24 protein-coding genes and 1 pseudogene are annotated in these 22245 nt (G+C 72.6%); 14 read left to right on the top strand and 11 right to left on the bottom strand.

Features of this window, described 5'->3' with window-relative positions:
* Position 1: 1 nt before the first annotated feature.
* Positions 2 to 628: a DUF47 domain-containing protein gene (locus H1D33_RS26495; protein ID WP_089157475.1), complete on the top strand. Its 627-nt coding sequence runs from the start codon at positions 2 to 4 to the stop codon at positions 626 to 628.
* A gap of 4 nt (positions 629 to 632) precedes the next feature.
* Complete coding sequence (locus H1D33_RS26500) at positions 633 to 1637, top strand: inorganic phosphate transporter (protein WP_181570596.1); 1005 nt, start codon at positions 633 to 635, stop codon at positions 1635 to 1637.
* A gap of 40 nt (positions 1638 to 1677) precedes the next feature.
* On the opposite strand, the gene H1D33_RS26505 is transcribed toward H1D33_RS26500, so the two are convergent.
* Positions 1678 to 2646 (bottom strand): Gfo/Idh/MocA family protein, encoded by a 969-nt coding sequence (locus tag H1D33_RS26505; protein ID WP_181570595.1) that lies wholly within the window; start codon positions 2644 to 2646, stop codon positions 1678 to 1680.
* Positions 2647 to 3361: 715 nt separating this feature from the next.
* Between H1D33_RS26505 and H1D33_RS26510 the strand changes: the two genes are divergently transcribed.
* Positions 3362 to 4189 carry an NUDIX hydrolase gene (locus H1D33_RS26510; RefSeq protein WP_181570594.1) on the top strand — a complete coding sequence of 276 codons (828 nt, stop codon included), beginning with the start codon at positions 3362 to 3364 and terminating at the stop codon, positions 4187 to 4189.
* Positions 4190 to 4254: 65 nt separating this feature from the next.
* Here the strand turns inward: H1D33_RS26510 and pstB are convergent, their stop codons facing one another.
* The 7 genes from pstB to H1D33_RS26545 all read right to left on the bottom strand — a co-directional run bounded on the left by pstB (position 4255) and on the right by H1D33_RS26545 (position 11325).
* Entirely contained in the window at positions 4255 to 5031 is a 777-nt protein-coding gene (gene pstB, locus H1D33_RS26515) for a phosphate ABC transporter ATP-binding protein PstB (protein ID WP_181570593.1), read from the bottom strand.
* A gap of 20 nt (positions 5032 to 5051) precedes the next feature.
* Entirely contained in the window at positions 5052 to 6140 is a 1089-nt protein-coding gene (gene pstA / locus H1D33_RS26520) for a phosphate ABC transporter permease PstA (RefSeq protein ID WP_181570592.1), read from the bottom strand.
* Positions 6140 to 7225 (bottom strand): phosphate ABC transporter permease subunit PstC, encoded by a 1086-nt coding sequence (gene pstC / locus H1D33_RS26525; RefSeq protein ID WP_181570591.1) that lies wholly within the window; start codon positions 7223 to 7225, stop codon positions 6140 to 6142. Before pstC ends, pstA begins: the two co-directional genes overlap by 1 nt.
* Positions 7226 to 7266: 41 nt before the next feature.
* Positions 7267 to 8370: a phosphate ABC transporter substrate-binding protein PstS gene (gene pstS / locus H1D33_RS26530; RefSeq protein WP_181570590.1), complete on the bottom strand. Its 1104-nt coding sequence runs from the start codon at positions 8368 to 8370 to the stop codon at positions 7267 to 7269.
* Positions 8371 to 8602: 232 nt separating this feature from the next.
* Positions 8603 to 9556, bottom strand: a complete 954-nt coding sequence (mshD, locus tag H1D33_RS26535; protein WP_181570589.1) for a mycothiol synthase — start codon at positions 9554 to 9556, stop codon at positions 8603 to 8605.
* Between the two features lie 67 nt (positions 9557 to 9623).
* A complete protein-coding gene (locus H1D33_RS26540; RefSeq protein ID WP_181570588.1) occupies positions 9624 to 10460 on the bottom strand; it encodes a polysaccharide deacetylase family protein in 837 nt (278 codons plus the stop codon).
* Between the two features lie 145 nt (positions 10461 to 10605).
* A complete protein-coding gene (locus H1D33_RS26545) occupies positions 10606 to 11325 on the bottom strand; it encodes a winged helix-turn-helix transcriptional regulator (RefSeq protein ID WP_181570587.1) in 720 nt (239 codons plus the stop codon).
* A 245-nt stretch (positions 11326 to 11570) separates the two neighbouring features.
* On the opposite strand from H1D33_RS26545, the pseudogene H1D33_RS26550 reads away from it, so the two are divergent.
* The 6 genes and pseudogenes from H1D33_RS26550 (at position 11571) to H1D33_RS26570 (ending at position 16062) form a co-directional block, all read left to right on the top strand.
* Positions 11571 to 12622 (top strand): annotated as a pseudogene (locus tag H1D33_RS26550) (hypothetical protein).
* An 82-nt stretch (positions 12623 to 12704) separates the two neighbouring features.
* Entirely contained in the window at positions 12705 to 13487 is a 783-nt protein-coding gene (locus tag H1D33_RS26555) for an LmeA family phospholipid-binding protein (protein ID WP_181570585.1), read from the top strand.
* A gap of 66 nt (positions 13488 to 13553) precedes the next feature.
* Positions 13554 to 13631, top strand: coding sequence for an Ms5788A family Cys-rich leader peptide (locus tag H1D33_RS30225; protein WP_311202345.1), 78 nt, complete (start codon positions 13554 to 13556; stop codon positions 13629 to 13631).
* 193 nt (positions 13632 to 13824) lie between these two features.
* Positions 13825 to 14673, top strand: a complete 849-nt coding sequence (locus H1D33_RS26560) for a sulfurtransferase (RefSeq protein ID WP_181570584.1) — start codon at positions 13825 to 13827, stop codon at positions 14671 to 14673.
* A gap of 2 nt (positions 14674 to 14675) precedes the next feature.
* Positions 14676 to 15008, top strand: coding sequence for a DUF1416 domain-containing protein (locus H1D33_RS26565; RefSeq protein ID WP_181570583.1), 333 nt, complete (start codon positions 14676 to 14678; stop codon positions 15006 to 15008).
* A gap of 205 nt (positions 15009 to 15213) precedes the next feature.
* Positions 15214 to 16062, top strand: a complete 849-nt coding sequence (locus H1D33_RS26570; RefSeq protein ID WP_181570582.1) for a hypothetical protein — start codon at positions 15214 to 15216, stop codon at positions 16060 to 16062.
* Between the two features lie 13 nt (positions 16063 to 16075).
* On the opposite strand, the gene H1D33_RS26575 is transcribed toward H1D33_RS26570, so the two are convergent.
* From H1D33_RS26575 to H1D33_RS26585, 3 genes are all read right to left on the bottom strand, one after another.
* Entirely contained in the window at positions 16076 to 18130 is a 2055-nt protein-coding gene (locus H1D33_RS26575; protein ID WP_181570581.1) for an amylo-alpha-1,6-glucosidase, read from the bottom strand.
* Positions 18127 to 18510 carry an SCP2 sterol-binding domain-containing protein gene (locus tag H1D33_RS26580; RefSeq protein WP_181570580.1) on the bottom strand — a complete coding sequence of 128 codons (384 nt, stop codon included), beginning with the start codon at positions 18508 to 18510 and terminating at the stop codon, positions 18127 to 18129. Before H1D33_RS26580 ends, H1D33_RS26575 begins: the two co-directional genes overlap by 4 nt.
* A 79-nt stretch (positions 18511 to 18589) precedes the next feature.
* Positions 18590 to 18952 carry a DsrE family protein gene (locus tag H1D33_RS26585; protein WP_181570579.1) on the bottom strand — a complete coding sequence of 121 codons (363 nt, stop codon included), beginning with the start codon at positions 18950 to 18952 and terminating at the stop codon, positions 18590 to 18592.
* 23 nt (positions 18953 to 18975) lie between these two features.
* On the opposite strand from H1D33_RS26585, the gene mtfM reads away from it, so the two are divergent.
* The 5 genes from mtfM to H1D33_RS26610 all read left to right on the top strand — a co-directional run bounded on the left by mtfM (position 18976) and on the right by H1D33_RS26610 (position 22166).
* Positions 18976 to 19080: a small membrane protein MtfM gene (gene mtfM / locus H1D33_RS26590; RefSeq protein WP_013288813.1), complete on the top strand. Its 105-nt coding sequence runs from the start codon at positions 18976 to 18978 to the stop codon at positions 19078 to 19080.
* Positions 19046 to 19672: a heme-binding beta-barrel domain-containing protein gene (locus H1D33_RS26595; RefSeq protein ID WP_181570578.1), complete on the top strand. Its 627-nt coding sequence runs from the start codon at positions 19046 to 19048 to the stop codon at positions 19670 to 19672. The genes mtfM and H1D33_RS26595 overlap by 35 nt, the downstream gene beginning before the upstream one ends.
* A 36-nt stretch (positions 19673 to 19708) precedes the next feature.
* Entirely contained in the window at positions 19709 to 20140 is a 432-nt protein-coding gene (locus tag H1D33_RS26600; protein ID WP_181570577.1) for a Fur family transcriptional regulator, read from the top strand.
* Positions 20137 to 21246, top strand: a complete 1110-nt coding sequence (gene ygfZ / locus H1D33_RS26605; RefSeq protein ID WP_181570576.1) for a CAF17-like 4Fe-4S cluster assembly/insertion protein YgfZ — start codon at positions 20137 to 20139, stop codon at positions 21244 to 21246. Before H1D33_RS26600 ends, ygfZ begins: the two co-directional genes overlap by 4 nt.
* A 92-nt stretch (positions 21247 to 21338) precedes the next feature.
* Positions 21339 to 22166: a beta-keto acid cleavage family enzyme gene (locus tag H1D33_RS26610; RefSeq protein WP_181570575.1), complete on the top strand. Its 828-nt coding sequence runs from the start codon at positions 21339 to 21341 to the stop codon at positions 22164 to 22166.
* The last annotated feature ends 79 nt before the right edge of the window (positions 22167 to 22245 follow it).

Consider the following 22245-nt stretch of genomic DNA (forward strand, 5'->3'; position numbering starts at 1 on the left):
TGTGAAGTTTTCCTTCCGTCCCACCGAGGGCGCCTTCTACGAGCTCTTCACCAGGGCCGCGCAGAACCTGGTGAAGGGGACCGACCTGCTCAACGAGCTGGGTCTGCCCGGCGCGGACGTGCAGTCGATCAGCGAGCGGCTGACCGAGGTCGAGCACGACAGCGACCAGATCACCCACGATCTCTACAAGAAGATCAACTCCACCTTCATCACGCCGTTCGACCGGGAGGACATCTACCGGCTGGGCTCGCTGCTCGACGACGTGATGGACCACCTGGAGGCGGTCGGCAACCTGCTCTACCTGTACGGCCTCACCAAGCTCCCGTCGCTCCCGCGCGAGCTGCACGAGCTGGTCAACGTGCTCGACCAGCAGGCCAAGCTCACCGCCGAGGCCATGCCCCGGCTGAAGTCGATGAAGGATCTCGAGGACTACTGGATCGAGTGCAACCGGCTGGAGAACGACGGCGACCAGGCCTACCGGATGCTGCTCGTCCGCCTCTTCTCCGGTGAGTACGACGCGCTCACCGTGCTGAAGATGAAGGAGGTGGCCGACGAGCTGGAGGCCGCCTGCGACGCCTTCGAGCACGTGGCCAACACCGTCGAGACCATCGCGGTCAAGGAGTCCTGATCCTGTGAGCCCCGAACTCATCGCCGTGCTGGCGGTGATCGCGGTCGCCATGGCGTTCGACTACACGAACGGCTTCCATGACGCGGCCAACGCGATCGCCACCAGCATCTCGACCCGGGCGTTGACACCCCGGATCGCCCTCGGCCTGGCCGCCGTCGGCAACTTCGTCGGCGCGCACTTCGGCGCCGGGGTCGCCAAGACCGTCGGCGACGGACTGGTCACGCTCCCGACCGGGGTGGAAAGCCTCGGCGTGGTCTTCGCCGGGGTGCTCGGCGCGATCGCCTGGAACCTCATCACCTGGTACTTCGGCCTGCCCTCGTCCTCCTCGCACGCCCTGTTCGGCGGCCTGGTCGGCGCCACGCTGTTCGCCGCCGACGGCATCGTCCAGTGGGGCAACATCGTGGAGAAGGTCCTCCTCCCGATGGTGCTCTCCCCGGTGGTCGGCCTGGTGCTCGGCTTCCTGGTGATGCTGGCGATCATGTGGCTGTTCCGCAAGGGCCAGCCGGGCAAGCTGAGCCGCGGCTTCCGCTGGGCGCAGACCGTGTCCGCCGCCGCCATGTCGGTCGGCCACGGCATGCAGGACGCCGCCAAGACCATGGGCATCATCGTGCTGGCGCTCTACACGGGCGGCTTCCAGGAGAGCAAGACGCACATCCCGGGCTGGGTGTTCTGGACCTCCGCGACGATGCTGGCGCTCGGCACGTACGCGGGCGGCTGGCGGATCATCCGGACGCTGGGCCGGAAGATCATCGACCTCGGCCCGGCGGAGGGCTTCGCCGCCGAGACCGTGGCCAGCGCGGTGCTCTACTTCAACGCCCTGGTGCTCAAGGCGCCGATCTCCACCACCCACACGATCACTTCGGCGATCATGGGGGTGGGCGCGACCAAACGGCTCTCCGCGGTCCGTTGGAACGTGGCCGGCAACATCGTGATCGCCTGGATCATCACGTTCCCGGCCGCCGCCGCGATCGCCTGCCTCGCGTACCTCCTGGTCCGCCCGCTGTTCTAGGCCGCCGCGCGAGGGGTCTTCCGCCTCGGCGGGAGACCCCTCACGCGTAGGAGACGCCGATCCGGGCCTTGATGTCGTCGATCAGCGTCATGATCTCCAGCGTGGCGGCGTGCGGCACCAGCGGGCTCTCGGTCAGCCCGGCCGCCAGGCAGCGCTGCACCTCGATCGCCTCGTACTGGTAACCGCCGCCGGTCATGTCCGCCGGGATGGTCTCCGGTTCGCCGCCGGCCCGGTGCAGCACCGCGGACCCGGGCCGGAAGAACGGCTCGGGCAGGTCGATCCGGCCGGTGGTGCCGGTGATCGACGCGGTGATCGCGGTGGCGCCCACCATGCCGCAGCTCAGCGTCGCCACCGCGCCGGAGTCCCAGCCGAGCACGATGCCGGTGTTCTCGTCCACCGCCTCCGGGCTCAGCCTGGCCCACGCCTGCACGTGCTGCGGCGCGCCGAGCACCAGGTGGGCCAGGCTCAGCGGGTAGACGCCGAGGTCGAGCAGCGCGCCGCCGCCCAACGCACGGTTGCGCATCCGGTGCTCGGGCGGGAACGGCCCGGCCGCCCCGAAGTCCGCCCGAACGTGGGTGACCTCCCCGATCGCGCCGTCGGAGATCAGCTCCAGTACCCGCAGGATCAGCGGGTTCGTCCGCATCCACATGGCCTCCATGAAGAAGAGCCCACGGGCGCGCGCGGTCTCCACCAGTTCGACCGTGGTGGGCAGGTCCAGCGTGCAGGGCTTCTCCACCAGCACGGCCTTGCCGCCGGCCAGGCAGGCGAGCGCCGCCTCGTGGTGCGCGGCGTGCGGCGTCGCCACGTAGATCGCGTCCAGGTCCGGGTCCGCCGCCAGTTCGGCCCAGGAGGCGTACGCCCGCGGCACGTCGTGCCGCCGCGCGAACTCCTCGGCGCTCTCCCGGGTGCGCGACCCCACCGCCACCAGCTCGGCGCCCGGCGCCAACCGCAGGTCGGCGGCGAAGCAGGCGGCGATGTGTCCGGTGGCCAGGATTCCCCAACGCGTCATGCCGGCACGCTATCCCGCCCGGTATCCAAGCCGGCAGGATGATCCACCGGTCGGGACGGACGTCAGTCCCCGGCCGGTGCCCCGGCGCGCTTCACGACACCACGGGTGGCCGAAGGGCCGGTCCCGCCGCCCAGACGGTTCGCGCGCCTCCGGTGGTACTCGGCTCCCCGCGGCCCCGCGCGACGATAGCGGAGCGTGAAGGTTGCACAGCGTTATGGGCTCGGGCGGTCTCCAGGCCAACTCCCGCACTCATCGCTCGCTTACCGGACATAAAGGTCGGCCACCGGCTCGCAGCCCAAGTCCGCGTGGTTGCCTTTGCTCTGCAGCCCTTCGCGCAGCGGTCACCGTCGGTTGCCGCTGCGCGAAGGGCTGCAGAGCAAAGGCGGCGGGGGAGAGACCTGACCGGGAGGATTGCCGCCACGCAGGGTGACGGTCTGGGGTTGTCGCCGGGCGTTCCGCCGAGCAGGGCGGATCGGGGCGGGGCCGGGCAGGGCGGGGCGGATCGGGGCGAGCCGGGTCGGGTCGGGCGGAGAGGGCAGGGCGGATCGGGGCGGGCCAAGTCGGGCGGGGCGGTGCGGTGCGGGGCGAACTGGCAGGACGTGCCGGAGTCGACGCGGGCGCCGCTGGCGGCCGCGGGGACGGCCGCCGACCGGGTCCGGTTGGGCGGCGGGATCCGGTCCGGTCGGCTCGCCCCACCGGAACTAGGCTCGGGCCCATGACGATCGACGGCTTCGCCGCACCTCCCGCCCTGGTGGAGCACGCCCGCCGGTTCCACGCCGAGGGCAGCGCGCCCGCGGCGCCCCGGGTCGCCGCCACCGTGCTGCTGCTCCGGCCGGCCGGCGACGACTTCGAGGTCTACCTGATCCGGCGGGTGGCGGCGATGACGTTCGGCGGCATGTACGCCTTCCCCGGCGGCGGCGTGGACCGGTCCGACTCGGAGACCCACCTCGGCTGGGCCGGGCCGGAGCCGGCGGCGTGGGGTGCGCGGTTCCGGCTCGACCCGGCGGACGCGCAGGCGGTGGTCTGCGCCGCCGCCCGCGAAGTGTTCGAGGAGGCGGGCGTGCTGCTGGCCGGCCCGGACGCGGACACCGTGGTCGGCGACGTGAGCGGCGACGACTGGGAGGCGGCCCGGCAGGACCTGGTGGGTCGGCGTACCGGCTTCGCGGACCTGCTGGCTGGGCGCGGGCTTACGCTCCGGTCGGACCTGCTGCTGCCGTGGACCCGGTGGATCACGCCGGAGTTCGAGCCGCGCCGCTTCGACACGTACTTCTTCGTCGCCCTGCTGCCCGAGGGGCAGCGGACCCGCGACGTCTCCGGCGAGGCCGACCACACGCTGTGGCTGCGGCCGGCGGACGCGCTGGCCCGGGCGGAGGCCGGGGAGTTGACCATGCTGCCGCCGACCATGGTCACGCTCGCCGAGGTCGCCGCCGCCGGTGACCTCGCGGGCGTGGCCCGCGCGGCGGCGGAGCGAGACCCGGGTACGCCGATCCTGCCGCACATCGAGGACCTGGACGGCGCCGAGCCGCGGTTCGTGCTGCGCTGAGCGCAGATGTTAAGCGGGGCCCCTTCCTCTACAGGATGCGTTAACCGGGGGCCCCGCCTTACACCTCAGCCGAAGCGGCCGGTGATGTAGTCCTCGGTCTTCTTCCGGGTGGGGTTGCTGAAGATCTTTTGGGTGTTGTCGTACTCGATCAGCCGGCCCGGGTCGCCGGTCTTCTCGATCGAGAAGAACGCGGTCCGGTCGGACACCCGCGCGGCCTGCTGCATGTTGTGCGTGACGATGATGATGGTGAACTTGTCCTTGAGCTGGAACATCAGGTCCTCGATGGCCAGCGTGGAGATCGGGTCCAGGGCCGAGCACGGCTCGTCCATCAGCACCACCTGCGGCTCGACCGCGATGGTGCGGGCGATGCACAGCCGCTGCTGCTGACCGCCGGAGAGGCCGGCGCCGGGCTTGCCGAGGCGGTCCTTCACCTCGTCCCACAGGTTCGCCGAGCGGAGCGCCTTCTCGGCCGCCTCCTCCAGGATCGACTTGCGCCGCACCCCGTTGAGCCGCAGCCCGGCCACCACGTTCTCGAAGATGCTCATGGTGGGGAACGGGTTCGGCCGCTGGAACACCATGCCGATCATCCGGCGGACCGCGGTGACGTCCACGTCGCGGTCGTAGATGTCCTGCCCGTCGATGGTCAGGTTGCCCTCGACCCGGGCGCCGGGCAGCACCTCGTGCATCCGGTTGATCGACCGCAGGAACGTCGACTTGCCGCAGCCGGACGGCCCGATCAGGGCGGTCACGGTCTTCGGCTCGACGGTCAGGTTGATGTTCTCGATCGCCTTGAACCCGCCGTAGTAGGCGGTCACGTTTGCGGCTTCGACACGCTTGGCCATGGTGGCGGTACCTCCGGGGTTCATCGGCCGAGCCGGTTTCGACGGGCCAGCAGCTTCGCCGCCACGGTCAGCACGAGGACCAGGGCGACCAGGGTCAGCGCCGCGGTCCACGCCCGCGCCGGGGAGTACTTCGACGCCTCGCCGGCCTGCTGGTAGACGAAGAGGGCCAGTGACGACTGGTTGTTCTCGAACGGGTTGAAGTTGATCGCCGCGCCGCCACCGGCGACGAGCAGCACCGGCGCGGTCTCGCCGGCGGCCCGCGCGACCGCGAGCATGATGCCGGTGACGATGCCGGGCAGCGCGGTCGGCAGCACCACCCGCAGGATGGTCTTCCACTTCGGTACGCCGAGCGCGTACGCGCCCTCGCGCAGTGGCGCCGGCACCAGCCGGAGCATCTCCTCGGTGGAGCGGACCACGGTGGGCAGCATGAGCACGCTCAACGCCAGCGCGGCGGCGAAGCCGGAGAAGCTCGGCCGGCCGTCGTTGAACCAGGGCGAGACGATCAGCACCCAGAAGGCCAGCACGAACAGGCCGGTGACGATCGACGGGATGCCGGTCATCACGTCCACGAAGAAGCGGATGGCGAACGCGAACCGGCCGCGGCCGTACTCGACGATGTAGATCGCGCAGAGCACGCCGAGCGGCACGGTGATCAGCGCGGCGATGCCGACCTGCTCCAGCGTGCCGATGATCGCGTGGTAGGCGCCGCCGTTGGCGTCCCGCGCCCCGATGTTGTTCATCGAGGTGCCGAAGAAGTTGGCGTCCAGCCGCTCGGAGCCCTTGCTCACCAGCGTCCAGACCACCGACGCGAGCGGCAGCACGGCCAGCACGAAGGCGGAGTGGATCAGCGCGCTCCAGATCCGGTTGCGGGCCGACCGGCGGCCCTCCACCGCGTTCGCCGCGGCGAAGAGGCCGACCAGGTAGAGCAGCACGCCGAGCACCACGACCAGGACCGGACCGCCGATGCCGGCGCCGTAGACCAGGCCGGTGGCGAGCAGCAGCGCCGCGACGGCGACGGCCGGTGCGGCGTACGCGGGGAGCCGCCGGGCCCGCAGCGTGGCCGGCTGGGCCGGCGGGCGCGGGCGACGGGTGGGAAGAGTGGTGGTCATCAGGCAGCCGACTCCGTGAACTCGCGCCGCCGGTAGATGATCGCCCGAGCGGTGATGTTGACGATCAGCGTGATCGCGAAGAGGACCAGACCGGAGGCGATCAGCGCGCCCCGGCCGGTGTCGTTCGCCTCGGCGAACCGGTTGGCGATGTTGGCGGCGATCGAGTTGCCGCCGCTCTGAAGGATGTTGAACGAGATGGCGTACGTCGAGCCGAGGGTCAGCGCGAGCGCGATGGTCTCGCCGAGCGCCCGGCCCAGGCCCAGCATCACCGCGGCGATGACGCCCGGCCGGCCGTACGGCAGGACCGCGGTGCGGATCATCTCCCAGCGGGTGGCGCCGAGCGCGAGCGCGGCCTCCTCGTTGGCGGTCGGGGTCTGCCGGAACACCTCGCGGGAGAGCGAGGTGACGATCGGCAGCACCATGATCGCCAGCACCACGGAGCCGAGCAGGATCGAGCTGCCGTACGGGCCGTCGCCGAAGATCGGGATCCAGCCGAAGTACGTGTGCAGCCAGGCGGAGAGGTCGGCGACCGGGCCGGCGAAGTAGTCGCGGCCCCAGAGGCCGAAGACCACGCTCGGCACGGCGGCCAGCAGGTCGATCAGGAAGCCCAGGCTGTTGCCGAGCCGCCGCGGGGCGTAGTGCGACAGGTAGAGGGCGATGCCCAGCGCGACGGGCACCGCCATCAGGAGCGCCAGCAGCGAACTCAGGACCGTGCCGAAGGCGAGCGCGCCGATGCCGAACTTCGGCGGGTTGTCGTTCGGGAACCAGCCCTCGAAGGTCCAGAACGACTCGGTGTTGGCCCGCAGCGCCGGTACGGCCTTGGCGATCAGGAAGATCGCGATGGCCGCGATGATGACCAGCACGGTGCTGCCGGCGGCCAGGGTCAGGCCGTGGAACGCCCGTTCCGCGCCGAAGGCGCGGGCGCGCGGAAGGCCGCCGCCCCCGCCGAGGTCGCCGCCGGGGCGGCCAGGGTTTCCGGAGCGCTCGGCCACACGCGCCGAGGCACCGGCGGGCCGCTCGTGGCTCGTGGCCACGGGGGTCCCGCCGGTGCCGGCGTGCGCCGAGCGGTGAGGGGTGTCACCCATCTGCTCGCTCGCTTCGCGTTGAGGAGGTGTCGTTCAGGGCGTCAGGCGAGGCTCTTGACGGCGGCCTCGACCTTGGTGCGGACGGCGTCCGGCAGCGGGGCGTAGCCCAGCTCGGCCAGCTCCTGCTGGCCCTCCGTGCTGGCGGCGTGGCCGAGCAGGCCCTTGACCAGCGGCAGCTTGTCGGCGGCGAGGCCCTTGCTGCAGACGATCTCGTAGGTCGCCAGGACGATCGGGTAGGCCCCGGCCTCCTTGGTGTTGTAGTCGATCGACATCTTGAGGTCGTTGCCCTGGCCCTCGAACTTGGCCCCGGCGATGGTCTTGCCGGCCGAGTCGCCGGTCAGCTCGACGAACTCGCCTGCGCCGTTCTTGATCTTGGCCATCTTCAGGCCCGAGTTCTCGGCGTACGACAGCTCGACGTAGCTGATGGTGCCCTCGGTGCTCTTCACCTTGCTGGCCACGCCGTCGGACTTGGCCGCGCCGACGCCGCCCGGAGCCTTCCACGCCTTGGCGTTGCCGAAGGTCCAGTCCGCCTCGGCGGTCTTGGAGAGGTACTTGGTGAAGTTGTCGGTGGTGCCCGACTCGTCGGAGCGGTGCACCGCCTGGATCGCGGCCGACGGCAGCTTGGCGTCCGGGTTGTCGGCCTTGATCGCCGCGTCGTCCCACTTGGTCACCTTGCCGGCGAAGATCTTCGCCAGGGTGGCCGGGCTGAACTGGAGGTTGTCCGCGCCGCCGACGTTGTAGACGACCGCGACCGGGCCGATCACCATCGGCAGGTTGAGGGCCTGGCCGCCGGCGCACTTGGCGTCGGCCTGCGGCTGCTCCTCCGGCTTGAGCGCGGAGTCGGAGCCGGCGAAGTCGGCGGTGCCGGCGATGAACGCCTGGATGCCGGCGCCGGAGCCGCTCGGCTCGTAGTTGATCGTGGTGCCCGCGCACTTCTGCTGGTAGGCCTTGATCCACTCGGCCATGGCGTTCTTCTGCGCGGAGGAGCCCTGCGCGTTCAGCGTGCCCTTGCCGCAGTCGACGGCGGCGGCGGAACCGGAGGCGGACCCGCCGGCCGGCTCGTTGTTGTCCGAGCCGCAGGCGCTGAGACCGAGAACCGCGGTAAGAGCGAGACAGGCGATGGCGCCGTGCCGCTGGAGCTTCACTTCAGGGGTTTCCCTTCACGTCTTTGGTCAGGTCGCCCGGGGTTGCCGGGGGCCGGCGCTGACCGGCTTGACGTGAAAGTTAGGAGGGCCAGGTGGACGGTTCGCCGGTCGGAAGTGAACGGGGGATGAACACGTCCGGCCGGCGGGATGGCCGTGGGCTGAGGAGGGCCTGTCCATTTCGTGAACTGGCGACCCGTCCGCGCCCCCGAGGGCGTTTTCTCCGCGCCGCCGCTCAGCCGCGCTGGTAGTTGACGTGCGCGGACCAGCGGGCGAAGCCGAGCCGCTCGTAGAGCGCGACCGCGCCGGTGTTGCTCTCGTCGACGTAGAGCATCACCCGGTCCAGCCCGCGCCGGTCGCGCAGGTGGGCCAGGCCGGCGGCGGTGAGCGCCCGGCCGAGCCCGCCGCGGTGCGCGGACGGGTCGACGCCGAGCACGTAGACCTCGCCGATCCGGGCCGACCCCTGCCGCTCGTGCACCTTGGTCCAGTGGAAGCCGAGCAGCCGGCCGGTGGCGGAGTCCGTCGCGAGCAGGAAGCCGGCCGGGTCGAACCACGGCTCGGCGAACCGTACGCGCAGGTCGTCGAGCGTCCACCGGCCCTGCTCGGGGTGCTGGGCGAACGCCGCGTTGTTGACCGCCAGCCAGGCCTCGTCGTCCTCCCCCGGGCGGAACGCGCGCAGCTCCACACCCTCCGGCAGGGCCGGCGCGGGCACCGCCCCGGTCAGCGGCCGGCGGAGCTGCCAGAGCACCCGGGCCCGGGTGAAGCCGAGGTCGACCGCGAGCGCGGCGGCGGACGGGTGGTCGCCGTGCGCCCAGGCGCGCAGCGGTCCCGGCGTGGCCGCCAGTACGCCCCGGGCCAGCGCCCGGCCGGTGCCCCGCCGCCGGTACGCCGGGTGCACCACCAGCTCCACGCCGACGCCCTCGGTCGGCGCGGTGGTGTCCAGGTGCGCGTATCCGGTCAGGGTGCCGTCGGCGCCGCGGGCGGTGAGGTGCACGGCCGGGGCCTCGGGGTCGCGCAGCCGCAGCAGCACGTGCTCGTCCAGCGGGTCGGCGCCGTCGGCGTCGCCGGCCGTCCGGGCCAGCGCCAGCACCTCCGCCACCTCGGGCGCGGCCAGCCGGTCGGCGGGTGTCACCCGGTCGCCGGGAACGGATGCGTCGGGTCCGCCACTCGTCGGCTCGGTGCTGCTCATGCCCGTCACGGTAGTGGCCGGTGGGCCGTGGTTCGCGGCGGAGCGGCGCGGTGGGCGGTGGCGCTCGTCACGCGGCGCCGGTGGGCAGCGGCTCCAGCTCGAAGCGGGCCAGCAGTTCGGGCAGCAGCCGCTGCAACGCGGCGACCGTGCCGGAGCGGTCCCCGCCCGCGTCGTGCATCAGCACGATCGCGCCCGGCCCGGTCTGGGTACGGACGGTCGTCTCGATGGCGGTGGCGCCCGGCGTCTTCCAGTCCGACGGGTCGACGCTCCAGTGCAGCGGGGTGAGGCCCAGCGCCGTGCAGGTGGACATCACCTGAGGTGTCCAGGCGCCGCCCGGCTGCCGGTAGTAGGCGATCCGGGCGGTCGGCGCGGCGGCCAGGATCGCGTCGTTGGTGCGTGTCAGGTCGGCCCGGATCGTGTCCGGGGTGCGCTTGCCGAGGTTGACGTCGTGCTTCCAGGAGTGGTTGCACAGGGTGTGCCCCTCGGCCGCGATGGATCGCACCAGGTCCGGGTAGCTCTCGGCGTTCTCGCCGACGACGCAGAACGTGGCCTTCACGCCGTACTGGCTCAGCAGGGCGAGCACCTGCGGCGTCCACCGGGGGTCGGGGCCGTCGTCGAAGGTCAGCGCGACCCGGGCGGACCCGGTGCTCACGTGCGCGCCGTACGGGCCGTCGCCGTCGGCCGGGTACGGCGCGGCGTCCGGGGCCGCGTCCGCGCTCGGCGTGCCGGGCTCGTCGCTCGGCGGCTGGTCGCCGTAGCGCGGGCCGTAGGCCGAGGTGGTCGCGCCGGCGGTGGACGGTTGGCGTTCGGGCACCAGGCTGTGGCCCAGCGCGTACGCGGAGGCCAGCAGCCCGGCGAGCACCGCGGTCACGACCGTCACCGCCTTCAGCGTCGAGCCGGACATCAGTGGTACCGGCCGTTCGCCGCCCCCGTGGTCAGCATGCGCACCGTTGGCCCCCCTCAGCCCTGACGAATCCGGCAGTCAGGATATGGGCGGCGAGAGTGGCAAATGGGGCATATAGGAAAAGTGCCCCCGAGTGGGGGTGGGGTCAGACCGGCAGCGGGGCGGGCTCCGACTCCGGCAGCGAGCGCGACGGCGGCACGACGAACTTGTAGCCGACCTGGCGGACCGTGCCGATCATCGACTCGTACTCCGAGCCGAGCTTGGCGCGCAGCCGCCGGACGTGCACGTCCACCGTGCGGGTGCCGCCGAAGTAGTCGTAGCCCCAGACCTCGCGCAGCAACTGGTCCCGGGTGAAGACCCGGCCCGGGTGCTGGGCGAGGAACTTCAACAGCTCGAACTCCTTGTAGGTCAGGTCGAGCGGCCGGCCCTTGAGCTTCGCGGCGTAGGTGTCCGGGTCGATGTTCAGCTCACCGGCCCGGATCGAGCCGCCGGCGCCGGCCACGGAGTTGCTCAGCCGGCCGACCGCCAGGCGCAGGCGGGCCTCCACCTCGGCCGGACCGGCCGCGGCGAGGATGACGTCGTCCACGCCCCAGTCGGCGTTCAGCGCGATCAGGCCGGCCTCGGTCACCACCGCGACCAGCGGCACGCCGAGCCCGGTGGCGTGCAGCATCCGGCAGGTGGCCCGCGCCTCGCTCAACTCGGAGCGGGCGTCCACCAGGACGGCGTCCGGGGTCGGGCCGGAAACCAGGGTGCGCACGTCGCGAGGCGCGGTGCGCACCGAGTGTGGCAGCAGGTCGAGTGCCGGCAGCACCGCCGACGGCTCACCCGCCCGTGCGGTCACGAGCAGCAGGAGCTCCACGATCACCTCCGTCCCGGCGGCCCTTCGGCCGCGCGCGACCAGCGGCACACCCGGTGAGGGCGGCGCTGTGAACTTGCGTGGGTCCCGGCGTCGCTGACGGGCGGGGTAACGGGTTGAGCGTAACGGATGGTCCGGCCGTCACCTTCGCGCCTTTTCCCGTTTGCCCTTTCTGCCCTCGAACGCGGCGCAGGTTTTAACGTTGCCGAAACCGTGACCTCCGCCGAGCCGCCCGGGTCTGGCACGATCGGGGCGTGTTTCCCTCCACCTCGCGCGACTCCGGTCGTGAACCGTGGGCCGACGACCCGTCCACCGGGCCGTCCGGCCCCGCCCGTGGCTACCCGCCCGCCCCCGCACCGGGCCGGCCGAGGAGGAGCCGGCGGAGCGGCGTGAGCGCAAGGGCCCCCGCCGGCTCCGCAAGGGCGGCCCCGGGCGGCGCTCCGACGACGACGCCGACGAGTCGCCCGAGGAGGAGACCCCGCCGGTGGAGTTCCGCCGGCCGCTGGCGCTGACCGTGGCCGGTTTCGCCGCGCTGCTCGGCACCGGCCTGGTGCTCGGGGCGCAGACCGCCGGCCCGGGGCACCGGCTGCCGTTCGCCGTCATCATCTTCGGCGTCCAGATGCTCTACGTGCTCGCCTGGACGATGGCCATGCGCCCGCCCGCACTGCTCGTGGTCGCGCTGGTCAGCGCCGGCGCCGCGGCGCTCGCGGACGTCGCCGCCGTGCAGTCGGACGTCGCCGGCCTCGCCCCGCTCGGATACGCCGCGGTCGCCGGGCTCGTGCTCGGCGTGCTCGGGCAGCTCGTCCGCCGGGTGGACCGGGTCCGGGTGACCGACTCGCTGGGCGGGACCCTGCTCATCGTGGTGGGGGTGGTCGCGTTCGCCTCGCTGATCGTGCTCAGCCGGATCCCCAAGGGCACCCAGGCGATCACGGTCTGCCTCACCGCCGCCGGGGTGGCCCTGCTGGTGGCGCGGCTGACCGACGCGGTGGCGCCGTGGCCCCGGCTCGCCCCGCAGGTGCCCCGCGGCGCGGCCGGCGTGGTAGTGGGCGCCATGCTCGGCACGCTGACCAGCGCCGTGCTCGGCAGCTACCTGGTCGGCTTCACCCCGACCAGCGCCGCGCTGGTCGGCGTGGTCACCGCGGCCACCGCCGTGCTGGCCGACCTCGCCGTCGGGTACGCCGAGGCGGGCCGGCTGATGGCCGGTGAGGCGCCGACCATGTGGGTGGCCCGGCACATGCAGGGGCCGCTCGGCGGCTTCGCGCTCGCCGCGCCCGCCGCGTACGCGATGTGCGTGCTCTTCCTCTGAACGCCCGGTTGGCGAAGTCTCGCCCCGGGTAAGTACGGTGGCGCCGCGAGACGCGGTGACGGTGGCGAGGACTGGAGGCGGCGTGGCAGAGGCGTACCCGGCGGAGGGCCGGCCCCGTCGCCGGGGTCGGAAGGTGCTGATCGGTTTCGTCGTCCTGCTGCTGGTGCTCGGCGGGCTGCTGGTCGTCGCCGACCGGGTGGCCGCCGGCGTCGCCGAGCGGGCCATCGCCGACCAGGTGCGGCAGGAGTTGGCCAAGCAGGACGCGCAGTCCGCCGCGCCCAAGGTCGAGGTGGGCGGTTTCCCGTTCCTCAACCAGGTGCTGGCCGGCCGGTACGAGCGCATCTCGATCCAGCTCACCGACGTGAAGGGCAACGTGCAGGGCGGCGCGGTCGACGTGCCCAGGCTGGACGTGGACGCCCGCAACGTGACCGCGTCGCTGGACACGCTCCGCTCCGGCCGGGGCGACGTGGTGGCCCAGACCGTCGACGGGCGGGGCACCGTCACCTACGACAGCCTGGCGAAGCTGATCGAGCGGCCCGGCCTGAAGCTCGGCGAGCGCAACGGCAAGCTGGCGGTGACCGCGCCGGTGGACATCCTCGGCGTCAAGCTCACCGTCAACGGCACCGCCGACCTGACGGTGGCCGGCGGCAAGGTGGCGCTGCGGTTCAACGACCTCACCGCCGAGGGCCTGCCCAACGTGGCGCTGGCGCGCACGCTGCTGGCCAACTACGCCAAGAGCATCTCGATCGACGTGCCGCTGCCGGAGCTGCCGTTCCAGCTCAACCTGCGCACGGTGGAGCCGAAGCCGGAGGGCCTGGTGGTCACCGCGGACGCCAAGGACGTCCCGATCAACTCCGCCGGCTGATCTCGCATCTCGCATGCTGGTCGGGCCGGTGCCCACATGCCGGTCCGGCTGGTAGTGTCCCACCCCATGGGGACCCTCCTCACCAAACGGCGCGCGGTCGACCTGTGCCGCGTGGCCACCTGCCTGTGTCGCCCCGTCATCTGACGGCGGGGCTGTCTCCGGCCGCCTGAGCGGCCACGGCACCAAGGGTCCGTAACCCCCCTCAACGCCCGGCAGCGGCGCCGTCGCACGTACCCGTGATCCGTTCCTAGCTCTGGGTCCCGCGCGTGGTGCGACAGCCACCGACTTCGATCTCCGCGCGCAGGCTCACCACCCATCCTCACCAGGGAGTGATCTGATGAGTCGCGACACCGCACTCGTCTCGGCCGAGTGGGCCGAGAAGAACCTCGACGCCCCGGGCGTCGTCTTCGTCGAGGTCGACGAGGACACCTCGGCCTACGACACCGGCCACCTGGCCGGCGCGATCAAGCTCGACTGGAAGACCGACCTCCAGGACCAGGTCCGCCGGGACTTCGTCAACCAGCAGCAGTTCGCCGCGCTGCTCTCCGAGCGGGGCATCGCCAACGACGACACCGTCGTCCTCTACGGCGGCAACAACAACTGGTTCGCCGCGTACGCGTACTGGTACTTCAAGCTCTACGGCCACCGCGACGTGAAGCTGCTCGACGGTGGCCGCAAGAAGTGGGAGCTGGACGCCCGTCCGCTGGTCAAGGACGCGGTGACCCGCCCGGCGACGCAGTACGTCGCGCAGGCGCCGGACACCTCGATCCGCGCGTTCCGCGACGAGGTGGTCGACGCCATCGGCACCAGGAACCTGGTCGACGTGCGCAGCCCCGACGAGTACGCGGGCCGGCTGCTCGCCCCGGCCCACCTCCCGCAGGAGCAGGCGCAGCGGGCCGGGCACGTGCCGACCGCGATCAGCGTGCCGTGGTCCAAGGCGGCCAACGAGGACGGCACGTTCAAGTCCGACGACGAGCTGCGCAAGATCTACGCCGCCGCCGGGCTGGACGACGGCAAGGAAACCATCGCCTACTGCCGGATCGGCGAGCGCTCGTCGCACACCTGGTTCGTGCTCCAGGAGCTGCTCGGGCACCGGAACGTGAAGAACTACGACGGATCCTGGACCGAGTACGGCTCGCTGGTCGGTGTGCCGGTGGCCCTCGGCGACGAGCCCGGGGAGGCGTGACCATGACCGCTCCGACCGCTTCGACCGCTGCCGGCTGCGCCGCGCCGGACCAGTCCGCCCCGCTCCCGGCCAGCCTGGACCTGGAGAAGGAAACCGTCATCACCGGCCAGGTGCTCGCCGAGTCCGGCGAGGCCGTGCCCGGCGCGTACGTCCGGCTGCTCGACTCGACCGGTGAGTTCACCGCCGAGGTGGTGACGTCCCCGACCGGCCAGTTCCGGTTCTTCGCCGCGCCGGGCTCGTGGACGCTGCGGGCGCTCTCCCGGCACGGCAACGGCGACACCGCGGTGACCGCCGCCCGTGGCATCAACGAGGTCACCGTCACCGTGAAGGCGTAAGGAAGGGCCCCCGGTTAACGCCTTCTGCATAGGAGGGGGCCCCGCTTAACAACGCGCATCGGCTCGGGCCGGTCGCCCCGCCCAGGGGTGGCCGGCCCGAGCCGTTTCCGGACGTGCAGCCGCCCGGATGGTCCGCCCGCTCGACACGGCGGCCCGCGTGCCGGGTCGTGCCGGGCGGGTCGCCGGAGCGTGACACCATGACGCGGTGAGTGCCGTCCAGCCGGGGTACGCCCCGCCGTCCCGTCCCGACCAGCAGGCGACCGGCCGGCACCGGCAGCGTTGGCTGGTGGTCGTCACGGTGGTGTGGGCCGTGCTACTCGCCGGGTTGACCTGGTGGTCGGTGCGCCACGATCCGCCCACCGTCAAGGAGCAGCGCTCGCTGGACCGGGCCGGCCCGGTGGTGGACCGCGCGATCGGTGAGCTGAGCGCCGCGATCGGGGCGGCCGGGGTGCCGGCGCTGCTGCCCGACCGGTTGGCGCGGGACTGCCGGGTGACCCCGCTGGAACGGGGTGCGGACCTGGAACGTGGCATCGAGGTGGCGATCGCCGGTGACGACGCCCGCGCCGTGCTGCGCCAGGTGGCCGACCGGCTGCCGGCCCGGTGGCGGGCGGGCGTCTCGACGTACGACGGCGAGCCGCTGCTGCGCGCGGACGCCGGCGATTTCGTGGCGGTCGAGGGCCGGCCCGGCGGGCCCGGGCGGGTGTTGCTGACCGCCGCCACCGGCTGCCGTCCGCTCGGTGCGGGCTACCGGCCGCCGGCCGCCGACGCCGCGGCGGAGTCCGCCGCGCTGGCGCGCGTGTTGGACCGCTGGGGCGGCGCGACCGGGGCGGTGCAGGTGCTGACCGCGCCCTGCCCCGGCGGGGGGACCGCCCGGACCGCCCGGGGCGAGGCCGCCGCGCCGGCCGACGAGCGGCTGGGCCCGGCGTTCGGCGCGGGCGCCGCGCCGGTGGTGGACTCCGTCGACCGGTACGCCCGGGAGGGTGACCCGGCGGTGCTGGCGGAGCGGGCCGGCGAGCGGGTCCGGGTCGCGGTGACCACCGGCTGCCGGTCCTGATCCGGCGCAGGTCTCAGGCCCGGCGGTTCTCGTCGTCGGGGGTGCGGCTGCGGCCCAGCGCGTCCACCCGGCCCCACCGGCCCGGGATGTCGAGCAGCTCCACCCGGCCCATCCCGGGCGGCACCGCCGGGTCGATGATCAGGTGCTCGCCCTGCGGCTCCAGCCCCAGCATCACCCGCAGCAGCAGCAGTGGCGTGCCGGCGGACCAGGCCTGCGGGCTGCACGCGGTCGGATACTGCACCGGGTAGTCGGTGAGGCCGCGTTCGTAGCCGGCGAACGCCTCCGGAAGCCGCCCGTCGAAGTAGCGGGAGGCGCTGAGCATCGCGTCGCAGATCTGGCCGGCCTCCTCCCGGAAGCCGTACCGCCACAGGCCCCACGCGATGATCGAGTTGTCGAACGGCCAGACCGTGCCGACGTGGTAGCCGATCGGGTTGTAGCGGCCCTGGTCGTCGGCGAGGGTCCGGACGCCCCAGCCGGAGAAGAGGCGCGGCCCGAGCAGGTGCGCGGCGACGGCCGGCGCGCGGGACTCGTCGACGATGCCGCTCCACAGCAGGTGGCCGATGTTGGAGGTGAGCGCGTCCACGTGCCGCCCCTGCGGGTCCAGGGCCAGCGCGTAGTACTCCCGTTCCGGGATCCAGAAGTCGCGGTTGAACCGCTCCTTCAGCGCCGCCGCCTCGCGTTCCAGCTTGTCCGCGTACGCCGGGTCGCCCCACAGCTCGCGGGCCATCCGGGCGCCGCGCCGCTTGGCGTCGTACGCGTACCCCTGTAGTTCGCAGGTGGCCCGGGGGAACGGCGGCAGCCGGCCGTCGCGGTAGGAGATGGCGTCCGGGGAGTCCTTCCAGCACTGGTTCGGCAGCCCGGTCTCCGGGTTGCGGGTCATGTACCAGACGTAGCCGGTGCCGAGCAGGTCGCCGTAGGTGTCGAGCCAGGCCAGCGCCGCCCGGGTCTCCTGTTCGAGTTGGCGGACCAGCGTCGAGTCCCCGGTCCACCGCTCGTACTCGTCGAGCAGGATCACGAAGAGCGCGGTGGTGTCGGCCGCGCCGTAGTACGGCGAGTGCGGCTGTTCCTCGAAGCCGGCGGTCTCGCCGTACCGCAGCTCGTGCAGGATCTTGCCGGGTTCCTCGTCCCGGAAGTCGTCGATCCGTCCGCCCTGCAACCCGGCCAGCATGAGGATGGTCGGCTGGATCATCTCGGGCAGGAACGGCAGGATCTGCAGCGAGGTGAAGATGCTGTCCCGGCCGAACAGCGTCATGAACCAGGGCAGGCCGGCGGCGACCAGGCGTACGCCGAGCGTGATCGACTCGTACCGGAGGGCGGCCAGGTCGGTGAGGCTGCGCCGGTACGCCCCGGCGAGCGGCTCGCAGTCGCAGCCCAGCTTGGGCGCGTGCTCGACCAGCGCGTTCTGCTCCGCCTCGATGGCCGCCACCGAGCGGTGCCCGCCCAGCGGCAGGGTGGCCCGGATGTCCTCGCCGCGCGCCCCGTAGATCACGGTGGCGACGTGCAGCCGGGTGGTCCATTCGCCGTGCGCCGGGATACGGATCCGGAACGTCATCCCGTTCTCGTCGACCTCGGCCGGGGCGGTGCTGCTGATCCGCGCCTCCCGGTGGAAGCCCTGCCGGCGGTAGGTGAGCCGGAGGCCGTTCTCCTCCACCGTGGGCGTGGTGCTGCCCTTCTTCTCCCGCCGGTGCTTGATCTCGAAGAGGTCGGCGAAGTCGGAGCCGATGTCGAGCCGGAGGTGGAACTCCTTCTCCTGCTCGGCGTGGTTGAGCAGGGTCAGTTCCTCGTCGAAGCTGCCGCCGATCGAGCGGCTGCGGATCACCGAGACGTCCGCGTCCAGGTAGTGCGTCGGTTCGCCGGGGACCATGAAGAACCGGGTCTTGTAGGAGAGCGCGTCGTCGATGGAGAGCGCGTGCAGCAGTTGCCCGCCGAGGGAGAGGATCCAGGTGGAGAGGAACCGGGTGTCGAAGGAGAACAGCCCGGTGGGGAAGTCGTACGACGGCTCGATGTTGCCGCGCCGGTCGCTGACCAGGAAGGTGTTGCCGTCGAGGATGCTGACCCGTTCCTTCACGCCGACCGCCGGACGTGTTCGCGGGCGGTCTCCCTCGGGTCCCGGGCTCCGGGCGGGTCGGGCAGGAAGCGGCGCAGCGCCAGGAACAGCACCACGTGCCCGCCGAAGGTGGCCTCGTTGCGCAGCACCGCCGACAGCGCGGCCTCGCGGCCGGTGACCAGCCCTTCGAAGAGCGGGGTGCCGATGGTCAGCACGGCGTCCGCCGGACGCTCCTCCTGCCGGCTCACCCGGGCCGACCCGGGCGCCAACGCCACGTACCAGTGTTCGGTGTGGTTGCCGTCGGTCAGGTCGATCTGGAGGGTGCCGCTGATCGGGCTGCGCAACAGGGCGGGAGCGCGGGCCGGCAGGGATGCGAAGAACCGTTCGATCGCCTCACTCACATCCGAATGGTAGGCGCAGACCCGGCATATCGGGTCAGGAACGGCGCACCGGTCAGAATGGACATCCCGCTTGGCGGGGTCAGTAGACCAGGGCCTGGGCGCCCTCGGCCATCGCCTCCTCGACGAAGACCGCCGCCCCGGCGATCCGGACGCCCGGAATCACGTCGTCCGGGCCGATGTCCCGCCGGGCCGCGCACTGGGTGCAGGCGGTCACCCGGCCGGTGGTCAGGATCACGTGCAGCAGCTCGCCCAGCGGCGCCGAGTGCGGCAGCTCGAACGACTCCGCCCGGCCGGGCAGCGCGAACCAGGTGGACTCCCCGGTCAGCCAGAGCGACACGTCCACCCCGGCGGCGGCCGCGGTAGCGGCGACGGTGAACGCCTGGGCGCAGCGTTCCGGGGCGTCCGCCCCGGCGGTGGCCTTGACGACGAGAGTGCGCGTCATGCCGCCAGCATAGGATGGCCCGGATGGTTACCGAGATCGGGTTCGTCAGCCTGCTGGTCGCCGGCCTGGGCGCGCTCGCCGGTGGCCTGGTCTATGTCGCCGTGCGAATCGCAAGAGGTAAGTGGTGAACCCGTGAGTGAGAATCCGCTCCAGCCGCCGTGGCTGAACGCGCCCCCGGTCGAGGAGTACCCGTACGAGGAGAGCCACGACCTGCGCGTCGGCCCGAAGCTGCACCCCAGCCTGGACGGGCTGCTGCCGTACGTCGGGGTGTGGCGCGGCCGGGGCCGGGGCGGCTTCCCCACGATCGAGGACTTCGACTTCGCGCAGGAGATCCGGATCAGCCACGACGGCCGCCCGTTCCTGCTCTACGAGTCGCGGGCCTGGATCCTCGACGAGCAGAGCCGCCCGGTCCGCCCGGCCGGCCGCGAGGTGGGCTGGTGGCGTCCGGTGCTGGACGGCGAGCGGGTCACCGACGAGATCGAGGCGCTGATGAGCGTGCCGACCGGCGTGATGGAGCTGCACATCGGCAAGCGCAAGGGCACCCAGATCGAGTTCTCCACCGACGCGGTCGTCCGCACCGCCACGGCCAAGGAGGTCACGGCCGGCGCCCGCCTGTTCGGCATCGTCGAGGGCGCCCTGCTCTACGCGCAGGAGATGGCCGCCATGGGTCACCCGCTCAGCCCGCACCTCTCCGCCCGCCTGGTCCGGGTGGCCGGCTGATTCGGAGCGGCGCGGCGGCCGAACTATGATCGGAGGGTGTCCGAATCCTCCCTCGCGGAACTGCTCCGCTCGCGCGGGCTGCGGCTGACGGCGCAGCGGCAGCTCGTCCTGCGGGCCGTCCTGGAGCTGGGGCACGCCACCCCGGAGCAGGTGCACACGGCGGTCCGTGAGGTCGCGGCCGGGGTCAACATCACCACCATCTACCGCACGCTGGAGCTGCTGGAACGGCTCGGCCTGGTCACCCACACCCACCTGTCGCACGGCTCGCCGACCTACCACGCGGCCGGCGAGCACCAGCACGTGCACCTGGTGTGCCGGGAGTGCGGGGCGATCGACGAGATCTCTCCGGAGATGCTCCGGCCGCTCGCCGACCAGCTCGCCGAGCAGCGTGGCTTCCAGGTCGACATCGGGCACGTGGCGCTCTTCGGGGTCTGCGGCCGGTGCGCACAGAACGGGGAACCCACATGATCGACATCGCCGGCGCGGTGACCACCGACGCCATCGACGAGCAGACCCGGGACCAGCCCGAGCCGGCCCACCGGGCGGCCGGGGTCGCCCCGGTGGCCGCGCACTACGGCGACCCGATGCGCGAACAGCGCGTCCTGGCCACCGGTGTGGGCCTGGTCGACCGGTCGCACCGGGGCGTGGTCGCGGTGCCCGGCGAGGAGCGGATCGGCTGGCTGCACACGCTGACCAGCCAGCACCTGGCCGGCCTGGCCCCGTGGCAGGGCACCGAGCTGCTGGTGCTCTCGCCGAACGGGCACGTGGAGCAGCACGCGCTGGTCGCCGAGGACGGCGAGACCACCTGGCTGGACACCGAGCCGGGGATGACCGCCGGCCTTCTGTCATACCTGGAGAAGATGCGCTTCTTCAGCAAGGTCGACACGCGCGACGCCACCGCCGGGCACGCGCTGCTGTCGCTGGTCGGGCCGGAGGCCGCCGGCGCGCTCGCCACGCTCGGCGTCGCCGAGCTTGCCGCACCCGACCTGGTCGGGGTGCCGGGCCCGAAGTTCCGCTCCGGCGAGCTGCCCGCGCGGCCCTCCGTGGTGTACGACGTCGCGCCGCTGCCGTCCGGCGGCTGGGCCCGACGGGTGGCGCTCGGCGTCGACCTGCTGGTGCCCCGCCCGACCATGGCCGAGGTGGTGGAGCGGCTGCGCGACGCGGGCGTGCCGGTGGCCGGGCTGTGGGCGTACGAGGCGATGCGGGTGGCCGCCCGCCGGGCCCGGGCCGGGGTGGACACCGACCACCGGACCATTCCCGCCGAGGTGGACCTGATCGCCCCGGCCGTGCACCTGGACAAGGGGTGTTACCGGGGGCAGGAGACGGTGGCCCGGGTGCACAACCTGGGCCGGCCGCCGCGCCGGCTCGCGCTGCTGCACCTGGACGGCATCGCCAGCGACCAGCCGCCGGCCGCCGGTACGCCGGTGACGCTGGACGGCCGGACGGTCGGGTTCGTCGGCACCGCGGTGCACCACTACGAGCTGGGTCAGATCGCGCTCGCCGTGCTGAAGCGCAACGTCCCCGACGACGCCCGCCTGATGGTGGGCGACAGCGCCGCCGCCATCGACAGTTAAGGAAGGGCCCCTTCTTAACGCCTTTGGTAGAGGAAGGGCCCCCGCTTAACACCTTTCGAGGCGGCGCCAGCGGGCGGTCTAGGATCCGGGGCATGACGACAGGGACGTTGATCACGGTTGCCCCCACCGGCGCGGAGTCGGCCAAGGCGGAGGTGCCGGCGCTGCCGGTGACGCTCGACGAGTTGCTGCTGACCGCCAAGGAGTGCGAGGCGCTCGGCGCGGCCGTGATCCACGTCCACATCCGCGACGACGAGGCGCGGCCCACGCTCGACCAGGGGCGGCTGCGGGAGACCGTGACGGCGCTGCGGGAGAGCACCGACCTGATCGTGCAGCTCTCCTCCGGCGGCGCGGTGACCGACCCGGAGGCGCACCGGCTCGCGGTGCTCGACGCCGCGCCGGACATGGCCTCCTGCACCATGGGCACGGTCAACTTCGGTGACGACGTGTTCCTCAACCGCTGGGAGTTCATCGTCGACCTGCACACCCGGATGCAGGAGCGGGGCGTCGTACCCGAGTACGAGATCTTCGAGCTGGGCCACCTCACCGCGTTGCAGCGGCTGCTCGGCAAGCACGGCCTGCCGCACGGCGGGCACGTCCACGTCGACTTCGTGATGGGCGTGCCGGGCGGCATGCCGGGCACCACCGCCACCCTGGTCGCCGCTCAGCAGATGCTGCGCGACCTGCCGGAGGGCACCACGTTCTCGGCCACCGGCATCGGGCGCAGCACCATCCCGGTGATGCTGGCCTCGCTCTCCACCGGTGGTCACCTGCGGGTCGGCATGGAGGACACGGTCACCTACGCCAAAGGTCGCCCGGTGGAGTCCAACATGCAGCTCGTCGCGCGGGCGGTCGGCTTCGCCCAGCTCGCCCAGCGCCCGCCGCTGACCACCGCCGAGGCCCGCACGCTGCTCGGCGTGTAAGCGGCACACCAGCGCCCGCCCCTGTACGGCCGAGGCCGACGTCGCAGGTCACCCCGCTGCGGGCCGGTCGCGTCCCGTC

Origin of the sequence: Micromonospora ferruginea (assembly GCF_013694245.2) — a bacterium.
GTDB lineage: Bacteria > Actinomycetota > Actinomycetes > Mycobacteriales > Micromonosporaceae > Micromonospora > Micromonospora robiginosa.

What these genes read in the sequence shown, in the direction of transcription:
- H1D33_RS26560 (WP_181570584.1), top strand. Translation starts at nt 13,825, where the DNA reads ATGAGTCGCGACACCGCACTCGTCTCGGCCGAGTGGGCCGAGAAGAAC.
- H1D33_RS26610 (WP_181570575.1), top strand. Translation starts at nt 21,339, where the DNA reads ATGACGACAGGGACGTTGATCACGGTTGCCCCCACCGGCGCGGAGTCG.
- H1D33_RS26565 (WP_181570583.1), top strand. Translation starts at nt 14,676, where the DNA reads ATGACCGCTCCGACCGCTTCGACCGCTGCCGGCTGCGCCGCGCCGGAC.
- pstA (WP_181570592.1), bottom strand. Translation starts at nt 6,140, where the DNA reads ATGACCACCACTCTTCCCACCCGTCGCCCGCGCCCGCCGGCCCAGCCG.
- H1D33_RS30225 (WP_311202345.1), top strand. Translation starts at nt 13,554, where the DNA reads ATGGGGACCCTCCTCACCAAACGGCGCGCGGTCGACCTGTGCCGCGTG.
- pstB (WP_181570593.1), bottom strand. Translation starts at nt 5,031, where the DNA reads ATGGCCAAGCGTGTCGAAGCCGCAAACGTGACCGCCTACTACGGCGGG.
- H1D33_RS26505 (WP_181570595.1), bottom strand. Translation starts at nt 2,646, where the DNA reads ATGACGCGTTGGGGAATCCTGGCCACCGGACACATCGCCGCCTGCTTC.
- ygfZ (WP_181570576.1), top strand. Translation starts at nt 20,137, where the DNA reads ATGATCGACATCGCCGGCGCGGTGACCACCGACGCCATCGACGAGCAG.
- H1D33_RS26540 (WP_181570588.1), bottom strand. Translation starts at nt 10,460, where the DNA reads ATGTCCGGCTCGACGCTGAAGGCGGTGACGGTCGTGACCGCGGTGCTC.
- mtfM (WP_013288813.1), top strand. Translation starts at nt 18,976, where the DNA reads ATGGTTACCGAGATCGGGTTCGTCAGCCTGCTGGTCGCCGGCCTGGGC.
- pstC (WP_181570591.1), bottom strand. Translation starts at nt 7,225, where the DNA reads ATGGGTGACACCCCTCACCGCTCGGCGCACGCCGGCACCGGCGGGACC.
- mshD (WP_181570589.1), bottom strand. Translation starts at nt 9,556, where the DNA reads ATGAGCAGCACCGAGCCGACGAGTGGCGGACCCGACGCATCCGTTCCC.
- H1D33_RS26595 (WP_181570578.1), top strand. Translation starts at nt 19,046, where the DNA reads ATGTCGCCGTGCGAATCGCAAGAGGTAAGTGGTGAACCCGTGAGTGAG.
- H1D33_RS26585 (WP_181570579.1), bottom strand. Translation starts at nt 18,952, where the DNA reads ATGACGCGCACTCTCGTCGTCAAGGCCACCGCCGGGGCGGACGCCCCG.
- H1D33_RS26510 (WP_181570594.1), top strand. Translation starts at nt 3,362, where the DNA reads ATGACGATCGACGGCTTCGCCGCACCTCCCGCCCTGGTGGAGCACGCC.